General features: G+C 60.4%; 8 protein-coding genes. 3 read left to right on the top strand and 5 right to left on the bottom strand.

Annotated elements, in window-relative coordinates; translation table 11 throughout:
• Nucleotides 1–24 precede the first annotated feature (24 nt).
• From A7317_RS21730 to aceK, 5 genes are all read right to left on the bottom strand, one after another.
• Nucleotides 25–261, bottom strand: a complete 237-nt coding sequence (locus tag A7317_RS21730; protein ID WP_024076813.1) for an anti-sigma factor family protein — start codon at nt 259–261, stop codon at nt 25–27.
• Complete coding sequence (locus A7317_RS21725) at nt 255–869, bottom strand: RNA polymerase sigma factor (RefSeq protein WP_069076803.1); 615 nt, start codon at nt 867–869, stop codon at nt 255–257. Before A7317_RS21725 ends, A7317_RS21730 begins: the two co-directional genes overlap by 7 nt.
• Nucleotides 870–996: 127 nt before the next feature.
• Complete coding sequence (locus tag A7317_RS21720) at nt 997–2,118, bottom strand: beta-ketoacyl-ACP synthase III (protein ID WP_024076815.1); 1,122 nt, start codon at nt 2,116–2,118, stop codon at nt 997–999.
• A gap of 350 nt (nt 2,119–2,468) precedes the next feature.
• Nucleotides 2,469–6,380: an ATP-dependent RNA helicase HrpA gene (gene hrpA / locus A7317_RS21715; protein WP_069076802.1), complete on the bottom strand. Its 3,912-nt coding sequence runs from the start codon at nt 6,378–6,380 to the stop codon at nt 2,469–2,471.
• Between the two features lie 70 nt (nt 6,381–6,450).
• Nucleotides 6,451–8,172 (bottom strand): bifunctional isocitrate dehydrogenase kinase/phosphatase, encoded by a 1,722-nt coding sequence (aceK, locus tag A7317_RS21710; RefSeq protein WP_024076817.1) that lies wholly within the window; start codon nt 8,170–8,172, stop codon nt 6,451–6,453.
• A gap of 402 nt (nt 8,173–8,574) precedes the next feature.
• Here aceK and A7317_RS21705 point away from each other — a divergent pair, with 402 nt between their 5' ends.
• The 3 genes from A7317_RS21705 (at nt 8,575) to A7317_RS21695 (ending at nt 12,056) form a co-directional block, all read left to right on the top strand.
• The gene (locus A7317_RS21705) at nt 8,575–10,200 is read left to right on the top strand and encodes a methyl-accepting chemotaxis protein (RefSeq protein WP_069076801.1); all 1,626 of its coding nucleotides are present in this window, start codon (nt 8,575–8,577) and stop codon (nt 10,198–10,200) included.
• Nucleotides 10,201–10,252: 52 nt separating this feature from the next.
• The gene (locus A7317_RS21700; protein ID WP_069076800.1) at nt 10,253–11,137 is read left to right on the top strand and encodes a DMT family transporter; all 885 of its coding nucleotides are present in this window, start codon (nt 10,253–10,255) and stop codon (nt 11,135–11,137) included.
• A gap of 172 nt (nt 11,138–11,309) precedes the next feature.
• Nucleotides 11,310–12,056 (top strand): class I SAM-dependent methyltransferase, encoded by a 747-nt coding sequence (locus A7317_RS21695; protein WP_069076799.1) that lies wholly within the window; start codon nt 11,310–11,312, stop codon nt 12,054–12,056.
• The last annotated feature ends 131 nt before the right edge of the window (nt 12,057–12,187 follow it).

Raw genomic sequence — 12,187 nt, 5'->3', positions numbered from 1 at the left:
TGCGAGCCTGCTTTTGCTTCCCCGCTACTCCTGATCCTTGAGCCGCTCGGCAGCCAGCCGCTGTGCCAAGGCATCCGCATCGTCGACCGGCGGCTGCGGCAAGATCCGCAACGTCGCCTGCATCAGGCGCATCTGGCGGATAAACCGCCGACAGTTCGGGCAAAACATCAAGTGATGACGCACCAGCAGGCGCTCGCGAAAGGTCAATTGCCCATCGAGATAGTCACTGGAACGTGCCACTTGCTCTTTACAGGTCAACATTCGCCCGTTTCCTCAAAATGCTCCACCGTGGCGAAGACTTTAAGCCGCGCTCGATGCAGCAGCACACGAACGTTGGAGAGCGACAGCGTCAGAAGATTACAGATCTCTTCCAGTTCCAGGCCCTGGCGTTCGCGCAACACCAACACGCTGCCTTGCAACTCAGACAGACTCAGCAACGTATGCTCCAGGCACTTGCGCAGCTCTTCCTCGGTCAGCAGGGCTTCCGGCGTGTCCTGGTGCCAGGCATAGGGGGCGACGGCCCAGTGGCCATCTTCGGGCGAGAAACGCTCATCACCGATCGTCCCATGGGGCGAGGGCAAATCGTCGAGCAGCACTTCCCGGCGATTCTGTTTGTAACGGCTCTTGGCGGCGTTGGCAGTGATGGTCAGCAGCCAGGTCTTGAGACTGGAGCGTCCTTCGAACTTGGGCAGGTTGCGCACGACCGCCAGCCAGGCGTCCTGCACGATTTCATCGGCATGGCGCTGACCGACGATGGCATAGGCCACCGCGCGCATGGCGCTCTGGTATTGGGTGACCAATTCCTTGTAGGCCCGCTGCTCGCCCTTGAGCAAGCGTTCAAGCAGGTGCGCATCGTCCGCTGCCGCCATCGTCTACCTCGATTCCACCGTGGAAAACCCGATTCCCGTGTGAGCTGGCTTGCCTGCGATGCTGGCACCGCAGTGATGCAATCGCAGGCAAGCCAGCTCCCACATTGGATCGTGACCGACCGGTAGATCAGCGTTTGCGCAGGATCACGCTACCAATGGAGTACCCGGCGCCGAACGAGCTGAGCACCGCCACGGCGCCCTTGGGCAAGTCGTCCTGGTAGGTGTGGAACGCAATCACCGAACCTGCCGAACTGGTATTGGCGTAAGTGTCGAGGATCACCGGTGCTTCTTCCACCGTGGCTTCGCGGCCCAGCAGTTTCTTCACGATCAGGTGGTTCATGCTCAGGTTGGCCTGGTGCAGCCAGAAGCGCTTCACATCGGCCACATTCAGCTGGTTCTCTTCCAGGTGCACACCGATCAGCTCGGCGACCATCGGGCAGACATCGCGGAAGACTTTGCGGCCTTCCTGCACGAACAGCTTGTCGGGCGCTCCGATGCCCTCTTCCGCCGCACGGTTGAGGAAGCCGAAGTTGTTGCGGATGTTATTGGAGAACTTGGTCAACAGCTTGGTGCTCACCACCTCGAACTGGTGCTCGGAAGTTGCCAGGTCGGCGCGCTCCAGGATCACGGCCGTGGCGGCGTCACCGAAGATGAAATGGCTGTCGCGGTCACGGAAGTTCAAGTGGCCGGTGCAAACTTCGGGGTTGACCATCAGGATCGCCCGGGCCTGGCCCAGCTGGATGCTGTTGGCGGCATTCTGGATGCCGAAGGTGGCCGAGGAACACGCCACGTTCATATCGAAACCAAACCCCTCGATGCCCAGGGCTTCCTGGACTTCAATGGCGATGGCGGGGTACGCACGCTGCAGGTTGGAACAGGCAACGATCACGCCGTCGATATCGGCGGCGGTCTTGCCGGCGCGCTGCAGGGCTTGCTCGGCGGCACCAATAGCCATCTGGCACAGGACCGACCATTCATCGTTGCTGCGCTCGGGCAGGCGCGGGGCCATGCGTTGCGGGTCGAGAATGCCGTCCTTGTCCATGACAAAGCGGCTTTTGATACCGGAGGCCTTCTCGATAAAGGCTGCGCTGGACTCGGTCAGCGCCTGCACCTCGCCGCGCTCGATGGCAGCGGCGTTGTCGCTGTTGAACTGCTGCACGTAGGTATTGAAAGACTGCACCAGCTCTTCGTTGGAGATGCTGTTGGCCGGGGTGTACAAGCCAGTGCCGCTGATGACGACGTTATGCACGGTCGTTCCTCTAAATCTGTCAGGCAGAAGATATTGGTACCGTCGTACCAAACTGTAAGTAGTCCGATTCCCCACCGCGGGCACCAAACTGGCAACGCTTTATTCCATCGCGCCGCGGCTGCGCACCAGCCCATCACGACGATCCCGGCATTTATAACCGCGAAGTTTGCCACAAACCCAGGGATTTGGCGCCATATGCCACTGTTCAAAGCGCACCGATTTCTAATGTGGGAGGGGGCTTGCCCCGATAGCGGTGTGTCAGGCAAAGATTCTGTGACTGATACACCGCTATCGGGGGCAAGCCCCCTCCCACATTTGGACCTGCCCAGTCCTGGAGGCAGGGAGAGGCTTCAGGGTTCTACCTGGCTCCACTGCTTGCTCAGGCGCTTGTCGGAAATCGGTACCTTGGTGCCCAACTGCTGGGCAAACAACGACACGCGATACTCCTCCAACCACCAGCGATAGAGTTCCAACTGAGGGTCGCGCTTGCCTTCCTGGGCATGTTTGTTCAGGCGGTTCTGGTACTGCGCCCAAAGGCCGCCCAGCTCGGTGCTCCACACCCGGTCCTTTTGCACCTGGCTCGGCAGCTTCTCCAGGCGCAGCTCGATGGCCTTGAGGAAACGCGGCAGCTCCTTGAACCATTGCGCCGGGGTTTCCCGCACAAAACCGGGATAGACCAGATTGCTCAACTGTTGCTTGATATCGTTCAAGGCCACCGCCTGGGCCAGGTCGATCTTGCCTTTGAAGCGCTTTTGCAGGCCGTGCCAGAGCTTCAGCACCTCCAGGGTCAAGCGCGCCAGGCGTTCGGCGTGCTCGGTCCAGCTGCCACGCTTACGTTCGGCCAAGGCCGCCAGGCCGGCACCGTCGCGCGGCAGGCTGGCTTCGCCGTCCAGCACGCAACTGTCGAGGCTGGCCAGCAGGATGTCTTCCACCAAGGCATCGATACGCCCCAGTTCGCGGTACATCAGGCCCAATTCGGTCAGGCCGGGCAACTTGCCGCGCAGGAATTTCGCCGGTTCAGCCAGTTGCTGCATCAGCAAGCGTTGCAACGCGCGGCGGTGCTGGAATTCAGCCTCCGCGGCCGTTGAGAAACGCCCCTCCTTGACCGTGCCACCCTCCTCCACCAGCGCCGGGTACACCGTCATCGACAGCCCGGCGATCTTCTGCTGGGTCTTCTCGGCCACCGCCGCGAACGCCTTGGCTTGCACCGGTTGCTGGCTTTTCGCGGTCTGCGGCACGGCCAATGCGGCCTGGCTGGCTTCGGCAAAGCGCGCGGTCAGCTCGGCCAGGTCGCGGCCTTCGCCGAGGAACTTGCCCTGGCCGTCGACCACTTCCAGGTTCATCCTCAAGTGGCTGTCGACTTGCTGCGCGGCCTCGGCCCAGGCTTCATCACTGACCCGCGCGCCGGTCATGCGCAGCAGTTCGCGGCCCAATGCCTGGGGCAGCGAGCCCTGGCCAAATTCGATGCGTTGCAGCGCGGCCTTGACGAAATCCGGCACCGGCACGAAGTTTTTGCGCAGTGCCTTGGGCAGGTTACGCACCAGCGCGATGCACTTGGCTTCGATCACCCCCGGCACCAGCCATTCGAGACGCTCCGGCGGCAAGGCCGGCAGCAGCGGCGCCGGTACCCGCAGGGTCACGCCGTCGCGCGGATGGTTGGGCTCGAAGTGGTAACTCAGGGCCAGTTCCAGGTCGCCCAGGTGCAGGGTGTCGGGGTAATGTGCGGCAGTGACTTCGCTGGCTTCGCGGGCCAGCACGTCTTCTTCGCGCATGATCAGCAATTGCGGGTCTTTCTGGCTGTTGACCTTGTACCAGCTGTCGAAGGTGGCGGTCTGGTGGATCTCCGCCGGCAAGCGCGCATCGTAGAAGGCGTAGAGGGTTTCTTCGTCCGCCAGGATGTCGCGACGGCGCGCCTTGACTTCCAGTTCGTCGAGCTGCTCCAGCAGTTGCTGGTTGGCCGCCAGGCACTTGGCGCGGGACTGAATCTCGCCGCGCACCAGGCCCTCGCGGATAAACAGCTCGCGGGACACCACCGGGTCGATGGGCCCGTAATGCACCGGCCGCCGACCGACCACAATCAGCCCGAACAAGGTGATCTGCTCGAACGCCACGACTTGGCCGCGCTTCTTCTCCCAATGGGGCTCGAAGTGGTTTTTCTTGATCAGGTGCCCGGCCAATGGCTCGATCCAGTCGGCATCGATCTTGGCCACCATGCGCGCATACAGCTTGGTGGTTTCCACCAGTTCGGCGGTCATCAACCATTGCGGGCGCTTCTTGCCGATGCCCGACGACGGATGAATCCAGAAGCGCCGCTGACGCGCGCCGAGGTAATCGCCGTCTTCGGTCTTCTGGCCGATCTGGCTGAGCAGGCCAGACAGCACCGCCTTGTGCAGTTTGGGGAAGTCCGCCGGTTCCTTATTGACCGTCAACTGCATGTCGCGACAGATCAAGCTCAACTGACGATGGGAGTCTCGCCACTCGCGCAGGCGCAAATAGTTGAGGAAGTTCTTGCGGCACCAGTTGCGCAGCGGGCTGGCGGTCAGTTCCTGGCGTTGTTCTTCAAAGCCGCGCCAGAGGTTGACCAACCCGGCGAAGTCCGAATCCGGGTCCTTCCATTGTGCGTGGGCCTGGTCGGCGGCCTGCTGGCGTTCCGGTGGGCGCTCGCGTGGGTCCTGGATCGACATGGCGCTGGCCACGATGAGTACTTCCTGCAAGCTGCCGAGCTTGGCGGCTTCCAGCAGCATGCGGCCCATGCGCGGGTCCACCGGCAGGCGCGCCAATTGGCGCCCCAGCGGCGTCAGCTGACTGTTGCGGTCGACGGCCGAGAGCTCCTGCAACAGGTTGAAACCGTCGCTGATCGCCTTGCCATCCGGCGGCTCGATAAACGGGAAGTCGGTGATTTCACCCAGGCGCAGGTGCAGCATCTGCAGGATCACGGCAGCCAGGTTGGTGCGCAGGATTTCCGGGTCGGTAAATTCCGGGCGCCCGATAAAGTCTTCTTCGCTGTACAAGCGAATGCAGATCCCCGGTTCAACCCGCCCGCAACGGCCTTTACGCTGGTTGGCGCTGGCCTGGGAAATCGCCTCGATCGGCAGGCGCTGCACCTTGGCGCGGTAGCTGTAGCGGCTGATGCGTGCGGTGCCGCTGTCGATCACATAGCGGATGCCCGGCACGGTCAGCGAGGTTTCGGCGACGTTGGTCGCCAGCACCACACGTCGTCCGGGATGGGACTGGAAGATACGCTGCTGTTCGGCCGGCGACAGGCGCGCGTACAGCGGCAGAATTTCAGTGTGCTTGAGCTGCGCCTTGCGCAGCATGTCGGCGGCGTCACGAATCTCGCGCTCGCCGGGCAAAAACACCAGCACATCGCCGGGGCTGCGCCGCTCGCTGCGCTCATAGGCGGCGATTTCATCGAGGGTGGCGAGGATGGCCTGGTCGACGGTCAAGTCATCTTCGACACGGTTGCCCTCTTCGTCCTGTTCCAGGGTCAGTGGACGGTACCAGGTGTCCACCGGAAAGGTGCGGCCCGAAACCTCGACAATCGGCGCATCGTCGAAGTGCTTGGAGAAACGCTCCAGGTCGATGGTTGCCGAGGTGATGATCACCTTCAGGTCCGGACGACGCGGCAGCAGGGTCTTCAGGTAGCCGAGCAGGAAGTCGATGTTCAGGCTGCGTTCGTGGGCTTCGTCGACGATGATCGTGTCGTAGCGTTCGAGGTAGCGATCGTTCTGGGTTTCGGCCAGCAGGATGCCATCGGTCATCAGCTTGATCAGGGTGTTGGAGTCGCTTTGGTCTTCAAAGCGCACCTGATAGCCGACCAGCGCGCCCAGCGGCGTGGCCAACTCTTCGGCGACGCGACTGGCGACACTGCGCGCGGCAATCCGGCGCGGCTGGGTATGACCGATCAGGCCGTGTTGGCCGCGGCCGATTTCCAGGCAGATTTTCGGCAGTTGGGTGGTTTTACCCGAGCCAGTTTCGCCCGCAATGATCAGCACCTGATGCTTGAGCAATGCTTCCTTGATCTCATCGCGCTTGGCGGCAATCGGCAGGCTGTCGTCGTAGCGAATCACCGGCAGGCTGGCACGCCGCGCCGTGACCTGGGCACAGGACGCCTGCATGCGCGTGACCCACTGCGCCAGCTTCTCCTCATCGGGCTTCTTGCGCAGCTCGAGCAACTGCCGCCGCAAGCGGTGGCGGTCGGCGAGCATGGCGTGGTCGAGGTTTTTCAGCAGTTGGTCGATAGCAGGCGCTTGGTCAGTCATCAGGTGCGTTTGGGTCGTCTATTTATGCAGGGGGCGGATTGTCGCAGAAAACCGCCGCCGCGCGCGCCCCTCATTCGTTATCGCGGTCCTTGCGCCGGTAAGGGAACACATCGATGACCTTGCCGGCCCGAATCGCGTCTTGCAGGCTTTTCCAGTAGTCGGCGTTATACAGCTCGCCGTGCAGTTCATTGAACAGCTTGCGCTGGCCAGCGTCGGCAAACAGGAACGGCGGGAATTCTTCGGGGAACACATCCAGCGGGCCGATGGAGTACCAGGGCTCGGAGGCCATTTCATCCTCGGGGGTGCGGGGTGCGGGGATGTGGCGGAAATTGGCCTCGGTCAGGAAGCAGATTTCGTCATAGTCGTAGAACACCACACGGCCGTGGCGGGTGACGCCGAAGTTCTTCAGCAACATGTCACCGGGAAAGATATTCGCCGCCGCCAATTGCTTGATGGCCAGGCCGTAGTCTTCCAGGGCTTCGCGCACTTGAGCGTCGTTGGCGTTGTCGAGGTAGAGGTTGAGCGGGGTCATGCGCCGTTCGGTCCAGCAATGGCGGATCAGCACGGTGTCGCCCTCCACTTCGACGGTGCCGGCGGCCACGTCAAGCAATTCGGCCAGGCACTCGGGCTCGAACTTGCTCAAGGGGAAGCGAAAGTCGGCGAACTCCTGGGTATCGGCCATGCGCCCGACGCGGTCGACGCTTTTGACCAGGCGGTATTTCTCGATCACCGTGGCGCGGTTGACGTTTTTCGACGGCGAGAAGCGGTCCTTGATGATCTTGAACACGGTGTTGAAGCCCGGCAGCGTGAACACGCTCATGACCATGCCGCGCACGCCGGGGGCCATGATGAACTGGTCATCGGTGGTCGCCAGGTGGTTGATCAGCGCGCGGTAGAACTCCGACTTGCCGTGCTTGTAGAACCCGATGGAGGTGTACAGCTCGGCGATGTGCTTGCCCGGCAGGATGCGCTTGAGAAAGCCGATGAATTCCGCCGGTACCGGTACGTCGACCATGAAGTAAGAACGGGTGAACGAGAAGATGATCGACACATCGGCTTCATCGGTGATCAGCGCGTCGATCTGGATGCCGCGCCCTTCGCGGTGCAGCAGCGGGATGACCAGGGGCCACTGTTCTTCATGGGTGTAGATGCGTCCTACGAGGTAGGCGCCCTTGTTGCGGTAGAGCACCGAGGAAAACAGCTCGACCTTGAGCTCCGGGTCCTTGCAGACCCAATCCGGCAGGTTCTCGCGCAGTTGTGCTTCGAGGCGGCGCAGGTCGGCCGGCAAATCGGCATAGGGTTCGCTGAAGCGGTAGTCGGCGAAGATCTGCGCGAGCATATCGGTGATTTTGCCGGCCGGCGTGTAGATGCGGGTCTGCGCCGCTCGCGCCCGACGCAGGCTCGGCCGGGTCGTGTGGATGAACATGCAGCCGTCGCTGATCAGGTCATGGCTGAACAGGCCGCAGAAAATCGAGTTGTACCAAGTCTCGGACAGCTCATCGTCAAAGCGCAGGTCAATCAGGCCTATATAGGCGCTTTTCACCAGCGGCCAAACGTCGATATCCAGCAGCGTGGCCTCGTCGAAGGCAGCCCGCAGGCGCTCGGTCACTTCACTGACCTTCTCTTCATACAGGTTGATACGCGCCGCCGAGGCTGCCTGCCCCAGTTGCCACTGGGCTTTTTCGAAACGTTCGCGGGCGCCGTCGGTGATCTGGCGAAAGTGCTCGCGGTAATCGTCGAAGCCTTCAAGGATCATCCGCGCAATAGCGAGGGCGGGCGTGGATTGCGACATGCGGGAAACCTCGAACGGGCATCTGGAAGCCCTGAGCTTAGCCAGTGAAGAGTGACAGGAGAAGGATGTTTTTTTCCGACGGCTTGTACAACTTCGCGCAGATCGTACATTTATTTTCAGTTTTTTTAATTCGACCATACGGTCAATAAACACCCCCTAAAGTCGCGTTTCGTACGTTAAACGTTTCATCTGAAAGCCTGTAACCACGTGGCCTGGCCGCAGCAGCCGAGGCAAACCCGCACGGCGACTGGTTTTCAGCATGTGTAAGCATTTCGATACAGCCTAAGGGAAACCCTGATTACCGCAGTGATGGCACTTTGATATATACCGCGCCCTCTCCCACCCTAACAAGGTCAGAAGACCGATCCGGGAACTGGTTTTAATCGCCCGAGGAGCACTGAGATGTCATTGAGGAACATGAGGATCGGGCTGCGCGCCAGTCTGAGTTTTGGGGTGTTGGCCAGCCTGCTGGTGATTGTCGGCCTGTTTGGTCTGGGTCAGATGGCCAAGCTGCGTGAAAGCGCCCTGGTGATCGAGGGGTCGTGGATGCCGAGCATCGAGAATATCCATGACAGCGCGGCCTACGTGGCCAGCATCCGTCTGGAAGCGTTGCGCCTGGCAACCACCGACGAGTCGCGCGTGCGTGACAACAGCAAAGGCCTGATCAGCCGCCAGCGTACGGAATTGCAAACCCTGCTGGACCATCACGAAACCCTGCTCAGCAGTGACCAGGAGCGCGAACTGCTCAAGCAGGTCAAAGCCAACGTGAACACTTACCTCACCATCGTCGGGCAGATGATCGCCCTGGTGGATAAGGACCAGCAGCAGGACGCTATCGACCTGCTCAACAACCGCCTGGCGCCACAGGGTGGAATCCTCACCAAGAGCCTGGAGGACATGATCACCTTCAACCAGAACGGCGTGGAAGCCGCAACCGATGCAGCGGCACAGGTGTATACGCGCGCGCAGTGGATTGTCGGCCTGATCATCAGCGTTGCGCTGGTCGCCACCTTGCTGCTGGCCTGGCTGTTGACCCGCAGCATCACCGCGCCACTGGGCCAGGCCCTGAGCGTTGCGCGCAGCATTGCCGCCGGAGACTTGAGCCAGCCCGTCGTGGTGCAGGGCCATGACGAACCGGCACAACTGCTGACAGCACTGGCAACCATGCAGGCGCAACTGCAAACCACCATCCGTGGCATCAGCGAATCGGCGCAGCAACTGGCATCGGCGGCTGAAGAAATGAGTTCGGTGATGGAACAGAGCACACGTGGCCTGCAAGCGCAGAACGACGAGATCGAACAGGCCGCGACCGCCGTGACCGAGATGAGCGCGGCGGTGGATGAAGTGGCGGGCAATGCGGTATCCAGCGCCGAAGCGTCCCAGGCGTCCGACGAAGACAGCAAGCACGGCCACTACCAGATCAGCGAAACCATCAGCTCGATCCAGAACCTGGTGGACGAAGTGCTCGGCGCTTCGAACAAAGCCGAGGGCCTGGCGATGCAGGCCCAGGACATCAGCAAGGTGCTGGAAGTGATCCGCGGCATTGCCGGTCAAACCAACCTGCTGGCGCTCAACGCCGCCATTGAAGCCGCCCGCGCGGGTGAGGCCGGGCGTGGCTTTGCGGTGGTCGCCGATGAAGTGCGCTCACTGGCCCAGCGTACCCAGGATTCCACCGAAGAAATCGAGCAGATGATCGCCGGCATTCAGCAAGGCACCCAGGACACCGTCAGTGCCTTGAACAGCAGCGCCGAGCACGCCGGCCAAACCTTGCAACGGGCCAACAACGCCGGCAGCGCCCTGGAAAAAATCACCGCTGCCATCTCGCAGATCAGCCAGCGCAACCTGGTGATCGCCAGCGCCGCCGAGCAACAAGCGTTGGTGGCCCGCGAAGTGGACCGCAGCCTGGTGAATATCCGGGACCTGTCGACCCAGACCGCCGCTGGCGCCACCCAGACCTCGGCCGCCAGCCAGGAACTGTCGCGCCTGGCGGTGGACCTGAATGGGTTGGTGACGCGGTTTGTTCTGTAATCAATAGAAAGGTCATGTAACACTCGCCGGCTTATTGAGGTAGGAGCGTTACGTGAGACCTGTCGACACCTTGTACTTGCTGGGGCTCGCCGCCATCTGGGGCGCGAGTTTCCTGTTCATGCGCATCATCGCGCCAGAGATTGGCACGGTGCCGACCGCGTTTTTCCGCGTGTCGATTGCCGCCGCAGGGTTGTTGGTGATCCTGGCGATGATGCGCGTGCGCTGGGACTTCCAGGGCAAGTTCAAGACCGTCCTGCTGCTGGGGGTGATCAACTCCGGGATTCCCGCGACGATGTATTCGGTGGCCGCCCAGGTGCTGCCAGCGGGTTACTCGGCGATCTTCAATGCCACCACGCCGTTGATGGGGGTGTTGATCGGCGGGCTGTTCTTCAGCGAGCGGCTGACCCCGTCGAAAATCGCCGGGGTGTGCCTGGGGCTTTTCGGTGTAGGCGTGCTGACCCGCGCGGGCCCGGTGGCGTTTGACCTGGAATTATTGATGGGCGCGCTGGCCTGTTTGCTGGCGACTACGTGTTATGGCTTTGCCGGGTTCCTGGCGCGCCGCTGGCTGGACCAGCGGGGAGGATTGGACAGTCGTCTTTCCGCCCTGGGCAGCATGCTCGGCGCCACGTTGTTCCTGCTGCCGTTGTTTATCTACAGCGCCATCAGCCATCCGCCCGCGAGTTGGGGTGGGTGGCAGGTGTGGTTGTCGCTGCTGGGCCTGGGGCTGGTGTGTACGGCGTTTGCCTATGTGTTGTACTTCCGCTTGCTCACTGCGATTGGCCCCGTGAGATCGATGACCACCACTTTCCTGATCCCGCCGTTCGGCGTGCTGTGGGGCGCGTTGCTGCTCGACGAGCCGTTATCAATGGCGCATCTGTATGGCGGAGTGTTGATTGCGGGGGCGTTGTGGTTGGTGTTGCGGCCAAAAAAACTATAAATAAGCCAGCCTGGATGCTTTTATCCATAATTGTAAAAAACAGCAGCGACGGAAACCTGCAAGGAAAGGGATAAATCTTACCGCAGTCTTCCGCTAGGAGGCACGTCGTGTATTATCCTGAGCGTATTCGACTCAATGTCGAGTCGCGCCAAGTTGCGTAGAGGGGAACCACATGGGCTTTTTTGATAATTTCCCAAGATTTTATAAAACCAGCCAAACCAGCCCGTTTCCAGACCGCCTGAATTCGCGGTTTTGCGCAATAATGGAGCGGAATATCGAGTTAATAAAAGGCAAGCGCGTTCTTGATATAGCAAGTCACGACGGGCGTTGGTCATTTGCTGCCCTACAAGCAGGTGCGGCCCATGTTACGGGTATCGAACCCCGGCAAGAGTTGATTAACAACGCCATTGATACGTTTAACGAGTATGGTATCGAACCCTCACGTTTTAATTTTTTGTGCGGCGATGTATTCGACCACCTCAGCAACAAAGAATTTGATATCGTTTTTTGCCTCGGGTTTTATTACCACACTATTCGACATGCTGAATTATTTGACTTGATCGAACGTACCGGCGCAAAACTTGTGGTAATCGACACCGAAGTGACACCGGTAGTCGATGAGTTACCGGACATTGAAAACAGCGATCCTCGCGTTGTATTTGCCAACCCTCATGGCGTCCAGCTCCTGCTTGACCCGGTGGAAGACCAGCAAATGGCTTACTCCGACTCACTGACGCGAAACGGAAAAACCCTCGTCGGACGCCCGTCAAGAAGCGCCATACGCTTTATTGCTAAACACTTTGGATATGCGACAGAGACGTTCGACTGGAACACATTCATTTTAGAGAACCCTGAAATTGAAAGTGCAATGGTGGACTACAGCGAAGGCTGGAGAGATACGTTTTACTGTTCAAAATAAGAGTCAGTATGAATAATGTCTGAGCACAGGTAGTAAGTTAAAAACATTCAATCCATACCCCCCCTCTACCGTATGGCTCCGGTATTAAGTCATATATCCGAATCGGATACATGCTCCACTTGAGTTTTTTA

Source organism: Pseudomonas fluorescens (assembly GCF_001708445.1).
Classification (GTDB): Bacteria; Pseudomonadota; Gammaproteobacteria; order Pseudomonadales; family Pseudomonadaceae; genus Aquipseudomonas; species Aquipseudomonas gorinensis.
This window is presented reverse-complemented; position numbering and strand designations above follow the sequence as displayed.